The organism is Streptomyces sp. FIT100 (genome assembly GCF_024584805.1).
Taxonomy (GTDB): domain Bacteria; phylum Actinomycetota; class Actinomycetes; order Streptomycetales; family Streptomycetaceae; genus Streptomyces.
The window spans coordinates 6,232,350-6,247,118 of record NZ_CP075715.1 but is presented as its reverse complement, the minus strand read 5'-3'; the positions used below and the strand labels follow the sequence as shown (position 1 = coordinate 6,247,118).

Sequence of the window (14,769 nt, the reverse complement as noted above, 5' to 3'; positions counted from 1 at the left end):
CACCGCGGGCATCGTCACCGCCCCCGCCAGTTCGGCGCACGCTTCTCGGTGAAGGCGGCGTGGAACTCCGCGTAGTCCTCGCCGTTCATCAGCAGTGCCTGGGTCGCCGCGTCCATCTCGACCGCCGCGGCGAGCGGCATGTCGAGCTCGGCCGTGAGCAGGGCCTTGGTCTGGGCGAGGGCGAGGGAGGGGCCGTCGGCGAGGCGGCGGGCGAGGGCGGCGGCGGCCTTGTCCGCTTCGCCGTCCGCGGTGAGCTCGCTGATCAGGCCGATCCGCTCGGCCTCGACGGCGCGGACGGGCTCGCCGAGCATGAGCAGGCGGGTCGCGTGGCCGAGACCGACCACCCGCGGCAGCAGATACGCCGCGCCCATGTCGCCGCCGGAGAGTCCGACCTTGGTGAAGAGGAAGGAGAAGCGGGCACTCGGGTCCGCGACCCGGAAGTCCGCGGCGAGCGCGAGGACCGCGCCCGCGCCCGCCGCGACGCCGTGCACCGCGGCGACGACCGGGAAGGGGCATTCCCGCAGGGCCCGCACGACCTGCCCGGTCATCCGGTTGAAGTCGAGGAGCTCGGCGGTGTCCATGGCGAGCGTCGCGCCGATGATCTCGTCGACGTCGCCGCCCGAGCAGAAGCCGCGGCCCTCGCCGCCGAGTACCAGTGCGCGCACGGAGCGCTCGCGGGAGAGCTCGGCGAGGAGGTCGCGCAGGTCGGCGTAGGCACCGAAGGTGAGCGCGTTCAGCTTGGCGGGACGGTCGAGCGTGACCGTGGCGACGCCGTCGTCCGTGGTCAGGCGCAGATGGCGCCACTCGCCTGTGCGCGCTGCGGAGCTGGGAAAGGGGCTCATGGGCACGGCCTCCCTCGGGCTGTTGCCTGCCCTTCGAAGCTATCACCTGTGCGTGACTGTCGTCACGAGCACGCGATACCGGCATCGGTCACCCGACGACCCGTCACTCGGTCGCGGTCCGGCAAAGGTCCCGTATCAGCTGGGGCACAGGTCCTGGGCCGGACGCCGGGGAGGCTCTCGATCGCCCACATACGGCCCGTATGGTTGAAACCAGTACCAGAGGTACTGAGCGCACCGAACGGACCCCTGCCTTGCGTGAAGCCCCCGCCACCGCCGCCGAGGCGACCGCGAAACCCGCCTCCTGGCGACTGGCGCTGCCGCACACGTCGGCCGCCGTACCGCTCGCGCGTGCCCTGATACGCACCGCCCTCGCGGACCTCGACGCCGTGGCCGACTGCGACACGGCGGAACTCCTCACCGCGGAGCTCGTCGCCAACGCGGTCGAGCACACCGCGGGCGACGCACCGATCCACCTGGTCGTGGAGGTGCTGGAGACCGGCTGCCAGGTCGAGGTGCACGATCACGACCCGGCACCGCCGGGCAATCTGTCCGCACCGCAGCCGGGCCCCGCCCCCGAACCCTGGCAGGAGCACGGGCGCGGGCTGCTCCTCATCCGGGCGCTGAGCTCGGCCTGCGGCCACCGCCCCACCGAGCACGGCAAGGCGGTCTGGTTCACGCTCCCTGGAGCTGCCGCTCCCGCTCCGGGTCCCTCCCCGGCTCCGAATGCGGCTCCGATTGCGGCTCCGGATGGGGGTGTGCCAGCGCAGCGGACGCCTCAGGACCGGCCGTGACAGTGAACCGAGGGCCCGGACCGCCGGTGCGGAGGGATGCCGAGCGCAAAGGCGTATGAATCCCGGATTGCCGTACGGCTATTCACCTGGCGCGGACGGCAGGAGGCCCCCGCCCATGGTCGCCACCAGCACCGCCTTGATCGTGTGCATCCGGTTCTCGGCCTGGTCGAAGACGACCGAGTGCGCGGACTCGAAGACCTCGTCCGTGACCTCCAGCTCGGTGAGGCCGTGGCGCTCGTACATCTCCCGGCCGACCCTGGTGCCCAGGTCGTGGAAGGCGGGCAGGCAGTGCAGGAACTTCACGCCCGGGTTGCCGGTGGCGCGCAGCACCTCCATGGTCACCGCGTACGGAACGAGGGCCTTGATGCGCTCGTCCCAGACTTCTTTGGGTTCACCCATCGAGACCCAGACGTCGGTGGCGACGAAGTCCGCGCCCGCGACCCCTTCGGCGACGTCCTCGGTCAGGGTGATCCGCGCCCCGCTCGCCGCGGCCGCCTCGCGGGCGGCGGCGACGACCGGGTCCGCGGGCCAGTACGCCCTGGGCGCGACGATCCGTACGTCCATGCCGAGCAGCGCGCCGGTGACCAGGTAGGAGTTGCCCATGTTGAACCGGGCGTCGCCGAGGTAGGCGAGGGCGGTACCGGTCAGCGGCTTGGCGCAGTACTCGGTCATCGTGAGGGCGTCGGCCAGCATCTGGGTGGGGTGCCAGTCGTCGGTGAGCCCGTTGAAGACGGGGACCCCGGCGTGTGCGGCGAGCTCCTCGACGGTCTGCTGGCTGTTGCCGCGGTACTCGATGCCGTCGAACATCCGGCCGAGCACTCGGGCCGTGTCCTTGATCGACTCCTTGTGCCCCATCTGGGAGCCGGTGGGGTCGAGGTAGGTCGTCGAGGCGCCCTGGTCGGCTGCGGCGACCTCGAAGGCACAGCGCGTACGGGTCGAGGTCTTCTCGAAGATCAGCGCGATGTTCTTGCCGCGCAGCCGCTGGATCTCCGCGCCGGCCCGCTTGGCGGCCTTGAGCTCGGCGGCCAGCGCGATCAGCCCTCGGAACTCCTCGGTCGTGAAGTCGAGTTCCTTGAGGAAGTGGCGGCCTTCGAGTTGTGTCGCCATGGTGGCTGCTCCTGGGTCGCGGACGCGGACCTTGGAAGTCTATACGAGACTTCGTATTGATATACAGACGCCGGGTGAACGCTCGGGCGGCCGTACGAGCGCCTCAGGTCCGATGGCTCCCCCGTCCCTTCACCGTCCCGCCGCAGTGACGGCATCCCGCTCGATGGGACAGCTCATACAGCGCGGCCCACCACGGCCCCTGCCCAGCTCGCTGCCCGGGATCTCGATCACCTCGATGCCCTGCTTGCGCAGATGGGTGTTGGTCGTGACATTGCGTTCGTAGGCCACGACCACGCCCGGCTCCACGGCGAGGACGTTGCAGCCGTCGTCCCACTGCTCGCGCTCGGCCGCGTGCACGTCCTGCTTCGCCGTGAGCACCCTGATGTCCTTCATCCCGAGCGCGGCGGCGATCGCGCTGTGCATCTGCTCCGGCGGGTGGTCGGTCACGCGCAGGGCGACACCGCGCTCCCCCTCCGCCGGTTCGATCGTGTAGGAGCGCAGCATGCCGAGGCCCGCGTACTGGGTGAAGGTGTCGTGATCCACCATCGTCATCACCGTGTCCAGGTGCATGAACGCCCGGCGCTTGGGCATGTCCAGGGCCACGATGGTGCGGGCCGAGCCCGCCTCGAACATCCCCCGCGCGAGCATCTCCACGGCCTGCGGGGTGGTGCGCTCGCTCATCCCGATCAGCACCGCGCCGTTGCCGATGACCAGGACGTCGCCGCCCTCGATGGTGGAGGGGTAGTCGGCCTGGCCTTCCGACCAGTAGTGGAAGGCGCCGGCCTCCGGGCCCGTGAAGAGCGGATGGTGCTTGTAGATCGCCTCGAAGTGCACGGTCTCGCGCCGGCGGGCGGGCCAGCGCATGGCGTTGATGGAGACGCCGTCGTAGATCCAGGCGGAGGTGTCGCGCGTGAAGATGTGGTTGGGCAGCGGGCCGAGCAGGAAGTCGTCCAGCTCCATGACGTGGAAGCGGACGGAGGCGGGCTCGGAGTGACCGGCGAGGAACTCCCGCTTGGTCATCCCGCCGACGAGCGCCTCCGTCAGCTCGGCCGTGTCCATCGCGTCGAAGGCGGCGCGCAGATGGTCGGTGGCGAGCGGGCCGTACTCCTTCTCGTCGAAGACCCGGTCGAGCACCAGCTTCTGGGCCGCCGGGAGCTCCAGTGACTCGCGCAGCAGATCGCCGAAGAGGTGCACCACGATGCCGCGGTCGCGCAGGACGTCGGCGAAGCCGTCGTGCTCCTGGCGGGCGCGCCTGACCCACAGGAGGTCGTCGAAGAGCAGCGCGTCCTTGTTGGAGGGGGTGAGCCGCTTCAGCTCCAGATCGGGGCGGTGCAGTATGACCCGGCGCAGCAGCCCGGTCTCCGAGTCGACATGGAATCCCATGTCCCCCATCCTCACCGGCCGGACGTCCGTTCACGCGGCGAACGGCAGGACTGGTGGGGCGGTGGACCTGACGTGGGACCCCGTCCGGAGCCCGGCCCACGCGCCGTGGCCTCCGTCCGTCGTGGCCCCCTCCGAAGCCGGGCTCGGTGGGGGCGGCCCGGCTCAGTGGGGGCAGCCCTGCTCAGTGCAGGCCGAGCGTCGCTCCCGGGGTGCCCCGCAGCTCCGGGGAGATCAGTGCCGCCTCGGGCATGGCCAGGTCGGGCAGCCCGAATCCGTCCGCGCGGGGCGCCGTCAGGGGCAGTGCCAGGTCCCCGCCCGGGGTCGCCGCGACCAGCTCCGAGACGGGGGTCGTGACGTGGGCCGTGCCCGCCTCCCGGTCGCTCAGCGGATGCGGCAGCGGGAGTGCGGCGTGCGTCGGCGCCAGCTCGCCGCTGACCGGCAGAGGCGCCGGCATCCCGGCGGGCAGCAGCCGCCCCTCCTCGTACCGGGGCGCTGCGGGTGCGCCGGGCACCGGGACCGGCAGCCCCGTGCTCAGGGCGGGCACCTCGACCGGAACGGCGTGCTCCAGCCCTTCCAGCGGCGGCAGGGCGACGGGCACATGCTCGCCTGCCGCGGCGGCCGGCGCCCCCACCGCTCCCACCGCCCCGGCCACACACGTCATCAGCACACCGAGGCTCCCGCGCGCGATCATCTTCATGGTGCTCCCGTCCTCCCTGAGCTCGTGGACACTCTCCACTTGTCCGGAAGAACGAGCGCGGGGCCTGAACCCGCGCGCTCATTCCCCCGAGTGCAGTAATCCGCGGCGGCTTCGGGGCCCGCGCATGGCGGCCCGGGGGCGGCCCGATGGCGGCCCGGGGGCCTCACAGCCGGGGGTCGACCGGCTCCGACTCCAGCGCGAGCACAGCGAAGACCGCCTCGTGGACCCGCCACAGCGGCTCCCCGTCGGCCAGCCGGTCCAGCGCCTCCAGGCCGAGTGCGTACTCGCGCAGCGCCAACGAGCGCTTGTGGCCGAGGAATCGGCTGCGCAGCCGGGTCAGGTTGTCCGGGCGGGTGTACTCGGGGCCGTAGATGATGCGCAGGTACTCGCGGCCGCGGACCTTGACGCCGGGCTGGACGAGCCGGCCCTTGGCGTCGCGGACGAGCGCGCGGAGCGGCTTGACGACCATGCCCTCACCACCCGCCTCCGTCATCTCCAGCCACCAGTCGACCCCGGCGCGCACCGACTCCTCGTCGCCGGTGTCGACGACGAGGCGCCGGGTGCGCTGGAGCACCCCCGGCCCACCGGAGGGGTCGGCCTCCACCAGCCGGTCCAGCCAGGCCAGTTGCTCGTCGTGCGGCACGGCGGCGAGGGAGCGGTCCTGCGCGGCGAGGATCTGGAAGGGCGCGAAGCGCACGCCCTCCAGGCCGTCGGTCGTCCAGCAGTACCGCCGGTAGGCGTCCGTGAACGCGGCGGCGTCCGCGGCCCGTTCGCGCTGCCGCTCCAGCAGACCGCCCACGTCGATCCCGCGGGCGGCGGCCGCCTCCAGTGCGGCCGTGGCGCCGGGGAAGACCGCGCGGGACGCGGCGCCGACGGCGGCGTACTGGTTGCGCAGCAGTCCGGACGCCTTGAGCGACCAGGGCATCAGCTCACCGTCGAGCAGCAGCCAGTCGCCGGTACCGGAGGGGCTGTCGGACGCGGCGAGTTCGTCCCACAGCCCGGCCCCGGTGACGGCCTCGCGCAGCCGTCCGAGGATCTCCTCGGTGAGGGACGGGTCGTCGAAGAAGGGACGGCCGGTGCGGGTGTGGATCGAGCCGGTGGCTCCCTCCGCACCGAAGCGCTCCCGCGCCACGTCCGCGTCGCGGCAGACGAGCGCGACGGCCCGGGAGCCCATGTGCTTCTCCTCGCACACGACCTGGGCGACCCCGTCGGCCCTGTACTGGACGAACGCCTCGGACGGATGCTCCAGATAGCCGTCCTCCTGCGAGGTCGCGGTCGGCGCCATCGTCGGGGGCAGATAGGCGAGCAGACGCGGGTCGACGGCGAAGCGGCTCATCACCTCCAGCGCGGCGGCCGCGTTCTCCTCGCGCACGGCGATGCGTCCCATGTGGCGGGTCTCCACGACGCGGCGGCCGTGGACATCGGCGAGGTCGAGGGGGCGGCCCTGGTGTCCGCCGGGCGCCTCGGTGGCGAGCGGCCTGGTGGGCTCGTACCACACCTTCTCGGCCTGCACCTCCACGAGTTCACGCTCGGGCCAGCGCAGGGCGGTCAGCTTGCCGCCGAAGACCGCACCGGTGTCGAGGCAGATGGTGTTGTTGAGCCAGGAGGCCGAAGGTACGGGTGTATGGCCGTACACCACTGCAGCGCGGCCGCGGTAGTCCTCGGCCCAGGGGTAGCGCACGGGCAGCCCGAACTCGTCGGTCTCGCCGGTGGTGTCGCCGTACAGCGCGTGCGAGCGCACCCGGCCGGAGGTGCGACCGTGGTACTTCTCGGGGAGTCCCGCGTGGCAGACGACCAGCCTGCCCTCGTCGAGCACGTAGTGGCTGACGAGGCCGTCGATGAACTCCCCTACCCGCCCGCGGAAGTCCGGGTCGGCGGCGTCCTCGCGCTCCAACTGCCCGATGGTCTCGGCGAGTCCGTGGGTGTGCTGGACCTTGCGGCCCGCCAGCCAGCGGCCCAACTTGTTCTCGTGGTTTCCCGGCACGCACAGCGCGTTGCCGGAGGCGACCATGGCCATCACCCGGCGCAGCACACCGGGGCTGTCGGGTCCGCGGTCGACGAGGTCGCCGACGAACACGGCGACGCGGCCCTCGGGGTGCGCCCCGTCCGCATAGCCGAGTTTGGTGAGCAGGGTCTCCAGCTCGGAGCGGCAGCCATGGACGTCACCGATGATGTCGAACGGTCCGGTGACATGCCGCAGGTCGTTGTAGCGCTTCTCCAGGACGACCTCGGCGGCGTCGGCCTCCTCGGCGCCGCGCAGGACGTGGACCTTGCGGAAGCCCTCGCGCTCCAGTCCGCGCAGCGAGCGGCGGAGCTCGCGGCGGTGGCGCGCGATGACATGGCGGGGCATGCCGGCCCGGTCGGGGCGGGTGGCGTTGCGCTCGGCGCACAGCTCCTCGGGCATGTCGAGGACGATGGCGACGGGCAGGACGTCGTGCTCACGGGCCAGCCGGACGAGCTGACGACGGCTCTCCTGCTGGACGTTGGTGGCGTCGACGACGGTGAGCCGGCCGGCGGCGAGACGCTTGCCGACGATGTAGTGCAGCACGTCGAAGGCGTCGCTGCTCGCGCTCTGGTCGTTCTCGTCGTCGGCGACCAGGCCGCGGCAGAAGTCCGACGAGACGACCTCGGTGGGCCTGAAGTGGCGGCGGGCGAAGGTCGACTTGCCGGAGCCGGTGGCGCCGACGAGGACGACGAGGGAGAGGTCGGGGACGGGCAGGGTGCGGGTGCTGGTGCTGGTGCTGGTGCTGGTGCTGGTGCTGGTGCTGGTGCTGGTGCTGGTGGTCATGCGGCCTTCGCCTCGTTCCGGTCCTTCGGTTCCGTCCGGGTGAACACGGCCATCTGGGTCGGCGGGCCCACCTCGGGGTCGTCGTCGCCGACACCGGCGTACGCGACGCCGTAGCCGTGCCGGGCGGCGACCTGCTCCGCCCAGTCCCGGAACTCCGCCCGGGTCCACTCGAAGCGGTGGTCACCGTGGCGTACATGCCCTGCGGGCAGGGTCTCCCAGCGGACGTTGTACTCCACGTTCGGCGTCGTCACGATCACCGTGCGCGGGCGGGCGGCGCCGAAGACGGCGTACTCCAGGGCGGGCAGCCTCGGCAGGTCGAGATGCTCGATGACCTCGCTGAGGACGGCCGCGTCATAGCCCGTGAGCCGCTTGTCGGTGTAGGTGAGCGAGCCCTGGAGCAGGGTGACCCGGTCGGCCTGGCGCTCGCCCATGCGGTCCAGCCTGAGCCGGCGGGCGGCGATGGCGAGCGCCCGCACGGACACGTCCACGCCGACGATGCCGGTGAACCGGACGTCCTTCAGGAGCGCCTGGACCAGCTGGCCCTGTCCGCAGCCGAGGTCGAGCACGGTGGCCGCGCCGGCCGCGCGGAGCGCCTCCAGGATGGCGGTGCGGCGCTGCTCGGCGAGCGGAACCGGGCGCTCCTCGGTGTCGGTGGTCTCGTCCACGGCGTTGTCGACGTCCTCGACGTCGAGGTCGTCGCTCTCGGCGAGCCGCGCCAGCTCCAGCCGCTCCATCGCCTGCCGGGTCAGCCCCCAGCGGCGCGAGAGATAGCGGCTGGTGATCAGCTTCTGCTCGGGGTGCTCGGCGAGCCAGCCGTCGCCCGCCCGCAGCAGCTTGTCGACCTCGTCGGGCGCGACCCAGTAGTGCTTCGCGTCGTCGAGGACGGGAAGCAGGACGTACAGCTGGCGCAGCGCGTCGGCCAGCCGCAGCTCGCCTTCCAGCACGAGCCGCACGTACCGCGAGTCGCCCCACTCCGGGAACTGCACGTCCAGCGCGACCGGCTCCGCCTCGACCGACGCCCAGCCGAGCGGTCCGAACAGCTTGCGCACAAGCTCGGCCCCGCCGCGCGCGGGCAGCGTGGGAACCTCGATCCGCAGCGGCAGCGGACTCTGCGCCCGCTCCGGCATGGCCGTGCACACCCCGCGCAGGGCGCTCTTGAAGACGGTGCTCATCGCGACGGAGAGCAGTGACGACGCCGCGTACGGCCGGTCGTTGACGTACTGCGCGAGGGCGGAATCGGGCGCGCCGCCCCGGCCCTTGCCCTTGCCGCGCCGCACGAGCGCCACGGGATCCACCTCGAGCAGCAGCGCCGCGGTGCAGCGCTCGGCGCTCGCCTCGGGGTAGAGGACGTGCGCCGTGCCGTGGGAGGTCGAGAACGCCTGCGCCCTGCCGGGATGCTTGTGCAGCAGAAAGCCCAGGTCGGTGGCGGGACGCTCGGGGGTGCCGGTCGTACTGATCGTCAGGAACACACGTCCGAGTATTGTCCTCATCGGCCCCTCCTGACCAGGCATTTTCGCCGGTGGGCGGAGGGCAGGCCGTACGAGCCCGTCACGGTCCCCGGATCCCGGCGAGGGCCTCCGCCAGCGCCGCGATACGGTCCGGACCCACACGGCAACAGCCGCCGATGAGACGCGCCCCGGCCGTGTGCCATGCCCTGGCCCGGGCGGGGGCGAAGGTGGTGCCGCCGCGCCAGGCGCGGGCGCCGGCGTCCCAGTGCTCCCCGCTGTTGGGGTAAACGACAACGGGCTTGCCCGTCTCCCGTGCGGCGAGCGCGACGGCGCGGTCCGCGTCGGCCGGATCGCAGCAGTTGACGCCGACGGCGATCACCTGGTCGTTGCCCGCGGTGAGTGCGAAGGCCGCCGCAAGGTCCTGGCCGGCCCGGGTGCGCTCCCCCTCGATGGTGTACGAGAGCCAGACCGGCAGGCCGACGTGGCGCACGGCGGCGAGCAGCGCCCGTGCCTCGTCGGTGTCCGGCACCGTCTCCAGGGCGAGGACATCGGAGCCCGCGGCCGCCAGTGCCTCGATCCGGGGGCGGTGGAAGTCCTCCAGCTCGCGCACCGTGAGCCCGTACCGGCCGCGGTACTCGCTGCCGTCCGCCAGCATCGCCCCGTACGGTCCCACCGAGGCCGCGACCCACACCTCCGCCCCGGCCTTCCGGGCGGCGGCGCGGGCCAGCTCCACGCTGCGGGCCAGCAGGGCCTCCGCCCCGGCACGGCCCACCCCCCGGCGGGCGAAGCCCTCGAAGGTCGCCTGGTAGCTGGAGGTGATGAGCACCCGTGCGCCCGCCCGCAGATAGGCCGTGTGGGCGGCCTCGATCTGCTCGGGACCGTCGGCGAGCAGCCGCGCCGACCAGAGGTCGTCGGAGAGGTCGCAGCCCTGTGCCTCCAACTGGTTGGAGAGCCCGCCGTCGAGGACGAGCGCTCCCTCGGCGAGAGCGGCGGCAAGGCTGCGGACGGGCTGCACGGGTGACTCCGGAACGGGCTCGGACGGGTGGGTCAGCCCAGCTGGGACTGGACCTGGGAGGAGATGAGCTCCAGGTGGTCGAGGTCGTGGAGGTCGAGGATCTGCAGATAGGCACGGGAGGAACCGGTCTCGGCATACCGGCCGAGCTTGTCGACGACCTCGGCGGGCGAGCCCGCGAGGCCGTTGGCCCTCAGCTCGTCGGCCTCGCGGCCGATGGCGGCGGCACGGCGTGCGACCTCTCCGTCGTCCTTGCCGACGCAGACGACGAGGGCATTCGAGTACACGAGGTCGTCGGCCTTGCGGCCGGCCTCCTGCGCGGCGGCACGGACCCGGCCGAACTGCCGCTCGCTGTCCTCCACCGAGGCGAAGGGGATGTTGAACTCGTCCGCGAAACGGGCGGCCAGCCGCGGGGTGCGGGTCGCGCCGTGGCCGCCGATGAGCACCGGGACCTTGCCCTGGGCGGGCTTGGGCAGCGCGGGCGAGTCCTGGAGCTGGTAGTGGCGGCCTTCATAGCTGAACGTCTTGCCGGTCTCCGTGGCCCACAGCCCGGTGACGATGGCGAGCTGCTCCTCCAGCCGGGCGAACTTCTCCTTCGGGAACGGGATGCCGTACGCCTTGTGCTCCTCCTCGAACCAGCCGGCGCCGAGCCCGAGCTCGACGCGGCCGCCCGACATCTGGTCGACCTGGGCGACCTGGATGGCCAGCACGCCGGGGAGCCGGAAGGTGCCGGCGGTCATAAGGGTGCCGAGCCTGATCCGCTTGGTCTCACGGGCCAGCCCGGCGAGGGTGATCCAGGCGTCGGTCGGTCCGGGCAGACCGTCGGCCGACCCCATGCGCAGATAATGGTCCGAGCGGAAGAACGCGTCGAAACCGAGGTCCTCGGTGGCCTTGGCGATGGTCAGCAGGGTGTCGTAGGAGGCCCCTTGCTGGGGCTCGGTGAAGATTCGCAGATCCATACATCCATCCTGCACCGTGGCGCGCGCATCGACCTCGCCGCGCCCTGCCGGTGCGCGGGCCGGTGCCCCACCGTCGGCGCACGGCACACTGCCGGTGCCCTACCGTCGACGCATGGCGCACTGCCGGTGCCCTACCGACGCCGCGCCGGTGCCCTCCCCTCGCCCTCGGGAACGCGCCCCGCCGCACCCACGGCACCATCCCCCTCACCCCGGTGACGGCCCTCGCGCCCGCTCGCGCTCACGGTCCCGATCACGGTCGCGCTCACGCTCCCGCTCGCGTAAGGAGAGTCTTCGCAGCATCGCGCGGACCCGGTCGTTGGACTCGTCCGCGGCATCGATCGCCTCGATGCACTGCCAGTACAGCCCCTCTTCGTCGGTGGCGCAGGCGACCCCGACGAGGGCTATGCCGACCTCGCCGAGCAGCGTGCTCAACAGGGTCAAGGCCCGCCGCGGGTCCGTGACTTCAGCGAGCCGGGCGGCCCGCAGGCCGCCGATGCCGAGCAGCTGGGAGTCCGCAGGCCCGGACCCGGCGCGCCCGCCCGCCTCGCTGAGGCCCCGCGCCTCGCCCCGCAGCTCCTGCGGGCCGCACAGGGCCAGTTGACTTCCGATCGCCTGGGCGAGGGCCTGTGCCTGCCATGCCTCCGCCACCACATCGAGCGCGTCCTGACTCTCCGCCAGTGCGCGCCGGCCGGCCGCGATGAGCCGTTCCGCATCCATGAACGCCGCCCCCGTTCGTACGACTTTCTGCTCACTCAGTCACTACCCAGAGTGAAGGCACCGCAGACGAATAGCCAGGGGAATTCGGAAATCTGTGGACAGGCGTCCGACTGGGGAAAGATCGGTCACTCCACAGAGTGACGATCCGTTCCTGACGAGTCGTCAGACAGGCGTTCGGGCGCCGGAAAGCGCAGTTCATTCCGGTCGATCTTGTCGGAGAGCGCGGCCAGTGCGTCGACCCCCAGCACCTCGCAGAACTGCAGCAGATAGGCGAGGACGTCCGCGACCTCGTCCGCCACGCGGTGGGCCTTGCGCGGATCGTCCATCACCCGGGCGGACTCCTCCGGCGTCAGCCACTGGAAGATCTCGACCAGTTCGGCCGCCTCGACCGTCAGCGCCACGGCGAGGTTCTTCGGCGTGTGGTACTGCTCCCAGTTCCGGGCGGCCGCGAACTCGGCCAGTCTGCGCTGCAACGCCTTCACATCCAGTTCTGTCACGCCACCAGGTCTACCACCGTCACCCCCTCCGCCCCACGCGCGAATGCGCCGTCGCCGCTGACCGCACCGACCAGCCGCAGATGCCCGTCGGCGCAGACCGACGCGGCCAGCGAGGCCAGCCCCGCCGCCTGGTCCCGGTCCAGGCAGCGGTCGAAACCGTCGGCGAGGACCGTGAGGGACTGCAGCGCCCCCGGCACCTCCGCCGCCTGGTCCACCGCGAGCACACCGGGCCCCGTGAGCAGCACCAGGGCGAGCGCCAGATAGCGCAGTTCGCCGTCGCCGAGCCTCCCGAGCGGGGTGGCGCGGCCGTCTGCGGCCCGGCCCAGGACCGCGCGTAACGTCCCGTCGGCGAGCTCCTCGACCCCCAGCTCCGAGACCGGTCCCGCGCAGCCGGCCCGGGCCGCGGCGGTCAGCCGGGCGTGCCGCCGGACGCACTCGCTGCGCGTGCGGTGCAGCACGGCCGCGAGGTTGCCGCAGCCGCGCCCGAGGCGCCCCTCCCCCGGTGGCACGGGCGTGCGCATCGACTGGGGCTGAGGGTCGCAGGGGAACACCGACCGCAGTGCCACGACCACCTGTTCGGCGGCGGCCAGGACCTGCCGCTGCCCATCGGTCTTCCCGGCGACGCGCAGCGGGAGCAGCGCCGTGCCGAGCCGGTCGTCGGGCAGCGGGGCGCGGGTGACCGGGGCCGCACCGCCGGTGTGCCAGGCCGCCTGTACCCGGGGGCTCCGGGGGTCGCGCAGTGCCGTGCTCAGCAGAATGCGTCCGTCACACGTCAAACGTTCGCCGACGATGCGGAGTTCGGGCTCGGCCTGGACGGCGAGATCGAGCCGTACGGAACCGGCGGGGCCCTCGACCGTGCAGCCGATCCGGAACCCCCTCCGCCCCTCGGCGTCCCGCTCCGCGTGCTCGGGCACACAGCCCGCCGGGTCCGGGAACACCTCGCCGAGTTCCGCGCCGCCGGCCAGCCGCGCGAGCGCCTCGTACGCGCGCAGTGCGCTCGACTTGCCGCTGCCGCTCGGCCCGGCGAACAGGGTCACGGGCCCCAGCGAGTACGTACCTCTCCGGTGCGACGCGAAGGCGGAGAGCCGCAGTTGGGTGACGGCGGGGCGAGCGCCGGCGGGGCAGGGGGACACAAGGTGGGGGACGGTCGAATCCATACGGGGGACGTTACGCAGCGCTCACGGCGCCGAACCGTTCCGCCCGAACGGCCTTCCTACGAACGAGGGATGAAGAGGTCCCTCATCCATGCGGTACGGCCGCGGCGGCCGCGCCCTCGACTTCCGTACCGACGGGTGCCAGCAGGAAGACGTTCCGTTCGACCCGGTGCATGCCGCTGCCGAGTCCGAACACCACGCCGCTGCTGAAGTCCAGGATGCGCTTGGCCACTTCGGTGTCCGCACCGGTCAGGTCCAGCAGCACCGGGATCTGCGCCATGAGGTACTCGGCGACCTCGCGCGCGTCGGCGAAGACCTGCACCCGCAGGACGACCATGCGGCGCTGATCGGCCGGGTCGGGAGCGTCCTCGTAGCCCCGGTCCCCGTAACCCCGGTCCTCGTAACCCCGGGGGATCGTGCGGTGGTCGACCCGCGACGGCCACTCGTTGCGCCCGCGCAGCGGAACGACCTGGGCGAGGCCCTCCCACTGCTCGTCGGTGACGTCGTACCTCTCATACCTGCTCATGGGACCATCCTGACGGTCCTCACCCATTCGGCCCAACACCGACACACGGAGGCGCCATACGGAGGCGCCATACGGAGACGGCGTTCGGAGACGGCGTTCGGAGACGGCGTTCGGAGACGGCGTTCGGACGCTCAGTTCCCGGCTCTCCGGCATCGCCTGCGCAGGAGGACGGCCACGGCCACGGCGGCCCCTGCCACCAGTGCCGCCGTGGCGGCGCGTTCGGCGACGGGGAGGCCGGCGGTGCGTACGAGGTCGATCGGCTCGGCCTCCCGGGCGGGCTGTTCCGCGGACGGTGCGCCGTCCGCACCCCCGGCCGTGCCCGTCACGGCGCCCGTCGGCTTGAGCGCCGCCGTGGACTCGGCTGTGGGTGTGGGCGTGGGCGTAGGTGTGGGCGTGGACAGCTTCCGGGACAAGCAGTCGGCGAACTGCCCCACGAGCTTGTCACCGACGTCCGCCAGCACGCCCCTTCCGAACTGGGCCGGCCGGCCGGTGACGGCGAGATCGGTCCGCACGGACACGTCCGTGCCGCCGCCGTCCTGCGCTGCGGTGAGGGTGCCGGTGACGGTGGCCCGCGCGGTGCCCTGGCCGCGGGCCTCCTTGCCGCCGGCCGTCAGCACCATGCGGTGCCCGGCCTCGTCCTGCTCGGCGAAGACCGCGGTGCCGCGGTAGGTGAGTGCGATCGGGCCGACCTTGACCTTCACCGAACCGGTGATGGTCTCGCCGTCGAAAGCTTCCACGGTCGCGCCGGGCATGCAGGGCGCCACGCGCTCGATGTCGAGCAGCGCCCGCCAGGCGTCGTCGACCGGGACGGGAACGGTGAACGAGTGGTTCAGCTCCATGGTCGGCGC

14 protein-coding genes are annotated in these 14,769 nt (G+C 72.4%); 1 reads left to right on the top strand and 13 read right to left on the bottom strand.

Features of this window, described 5'->3' with window-relative positions; genetic code table 11:
- Positions 1–14: 14 nt before the first annotated feature.
- Positions 15–842 carry an enoyl-CoA hydratase family protein gene (locus tag KK483_RS28150; RefSeq protein WP_262008012.1) on the bottom strand — a complete coding sequence of 276 codons (828 nt, stop codon included), beginning with the start codon at positions 840–842 and terminating at the stop codon, positions 15–17.
- A gap of 251 nt (positions 843–1,093) precedes the next feature.
- On the opposite strand from KK483_RS28150, the gene KK483_RS28145 reads away from it, so the two are divergent.
- Positions 1,094–1,633, top strand: coding sequence for an ATP-binding protein (locus KK483_RS28145; protein ID WP_262008011.1), 540 nt, complete (start codon positions 1,094–1,096; stop codon positions 1,631–1,633).
- A gap of 78 nt (positions 1,634–1,711) precedes the next feature.
- On the opposite strand, the gene argF is transcribed toward KK483_RS28145, so the two are convergent.
- From argF to KK483_RS28085, 12 genes are all read right to left on the bottom strand, one after another.
- Positions 1,712–2,740, bottom strand: a complete 1,029-nt coding sequence (gene argF, locus KK483_RS28140; protein WP_262008010.1) for an ornithine carbamoyltransferase — start codon at positions 2,738–2,740, stop codon at positions 1,712–1,714.
- 129 nt (positions 2,741–2,869) lie between these two features.
- On the bottom strand, positions 2,870–4,123 hold the full coding sequence (locus KK483_RS28135; RefSeq protein ID WP_262008009.1) for an arginine deiminase: 1,254 nt from the start codon (positions 4,121–4,123) through the stop codon (positions 2,870–2,872).
- A gap of 181 nt (positions 4,124–4,304) precedes the next feature.
- A complete protein-coding gene (locus tag KK483_RS28130; protein ID WP_262008008.1) occupies positions 4,305–4,820 on the bottom strand; it encodes a hypothetical protein in 516 nt (171 codons plus the stop codon).
- Between the two features lie 163 nt (positions 4,821–4,983).
- A complete protein-coding gene (locus tag KK483_RS28125; protein WP_262008007.1) occupies positions 4,984–7,608 on the bottom strand; it encodes a polynucleotide kinase-phosphatase in 2,625 nt (874 codons plus the stop codon).
- Entirely contained in the window at positions 7,605–9,098 is a 1,494-nt protein-coding gene (locus KK483_RS28120) for a 3' terminal RNA ribose 2'-O-methyltransferase Hen1 (protein ID WP_262008006.1), read from the bottom strand. Before KK483_RS28120 ends, KK483_RS28125 begins: the two co-directional genes overlap by 4 nt.
- 58 nt (positions 9,099–9,156) lie before the next feature.
- Positions 9,157–10,071: a homocysteine S-methyltransferase gene (mmuM, locus tag KK483_RS28115; protein WP_262008005.1), complete on the bottom strand. Its 915-nt coding sequence runs from the start codon at positions 10,069–10,071 to the stop codon at positions 9,157–9,159.
- Positions 10,072–10,103: 32 nt separating this feature from the next.
- Positions 10,104–11,027, bottom strand: a complete 924-nt coding sequence (locus tag KK483_RS28110) for an LLM class F420-dependent oxidoreductase (RefSeq protein WP_262008004.1) — start codon at positions 11,025–11,027, stop codon at positions 10,104–10,106.
- A 204-nt stretch (positions 11,028–11,231) separates the two neighbouring features.
- Positions 11,232–11,744 carry a DUF6099 family protein gene (locus KK483_RS28105; protein WP_262008003.1) on the bottom strand — a complete coding sequence of 171 codons (513 nt, stop codon included), beginning with the start codon at positions 11,742–11,744 and terminating at the stop codon, positions 11,232–11,234.
- Between the two features lie 125 nt (positions 11,745–11,869).
- A complete protein-coding gene (locus tag KK483_RS28100) occupies positions 11,870–12,241 on the bottom strand; it encodes a nucleotide pyrophosphohydrolase (RefSeq protein ID WP_262008002.1) in 372 nt (123 codons plus the stop codon).
- Entirely contained in the window at positions 12,238–13,398 is a 1,161-nt protein-coding gene (locus tag KK483_RS28095) for an AAA family ATPase (RefSeq protein ID WP_262008001.1), read from the bottom strand. Before KK483_RS28095 ends, KK483_RS28100 begins: the two co-directional genes overlap by 4 nt.
- 82 nt (positions 13,399–13,480) lie before the next feature.
- A complete protein-coding gene (locus KK483_RS28090; RefSeq protein ID WP_262008000.1) occupies positions 13,481–13,921 on the bottom strand; it encodes a cell division protein SepF in 441 nt (146 codons plus the stop codon).
- Between the two features lie 131 nt (positions 13,922–14,052).
- Positions 14,053–14,760, bottom strand: a complete 708-nt coding sequence (locus KK483_RS28085) for an SRPBCC family protein (protein WP_262007999.1) — start codon at positions 14,758–14,760, stop codon at positions 14,053–14,055.
- Positions 14,761–14,769 lie beyond the last annotated feature (9 nt).

Excerpts from the sequence above, each read along its gene's own strand:
- argF (WP_262008010.1), bottom strand. The coding sequence starts at position 2,740 with ATGGCGACACAACTCGAAGGCCGCCACTTCCTCAAGGAACTCGACTTC.
- KK483_RS28120 (WP_262008006.1), bottom strand. The coding sequence starts at position 9,098 with ATGAGGACAATACTCGGACGTGTGTTCCTGACGATCAGTACGACCGGC.
- KK483_RS28090 (WP_262008000.1), bottom strand. The coding sequence starts at position 13,921 with ATGAGCAGGTATGAGAGGTACGACGTCACCGACGAGCAGTGGGAGGGC.
- KK483_RS28095 (WP_262008001.1), bottom strand. The coding sequence starts at position 13,398 with ATGGATTCGACCGTCCCCCACCTTGTGTCCCCCTGCCCCGCCGGCGCT.
- KK483_RS28135 (WP_262008009.1), bottom strand. The coding sequence starts at position 4,123 with ATGGGATTCCATGTCGACTCGGAGACCGGGCTGCTGCGCCGGGTCATA.
- KK483_RS28110 (WP_262008004.1), bottom strand. The coding sequence starts at position 11,027 with ATGGATCTGCGAATCTTCACCGAGCCCCAGCAAGGGGCCTCCTACGAC.
- KK483_RS28130 (WP_262008008.1), bottom strand. The coding sequence starts at position 4,820 with ATGAAGATGATCGCGCGCGGGAGCCTCGGTGTGCTGATGACGTGTGTG.
- KK483_RS28150 (WP_262008012.1), bottom strand. The coding sequence starts at position 842 with ATGAGCCCCTTTCCCAGCTCCGCAGCGCGCACAGGCGAGTGGCGCCAT.
- KK483_RS28085 (WP_262007999.1), bottom strand. The coding sequence starts at position 14,760 with ATGGAGCTGAACCACTCGTTCACCGTTCCCGTCCCGGTCGACGACGCC.
- KK483_RS28105 (WP_262008003.1), bottom strand. The coding sequence starts at position 11,744 with ATGGATGCGGAACGGCTCATCGCGGCCGGCCGGCGCGCACTGGCGGAG.
- KK483_RS28125 (WP_262008007.1), bottom strand. The coding sequence starts at position 7,608 with ATGACCACCAGCACCAGCACCAGCACCAGCACCAGCACCAGCACCAGC.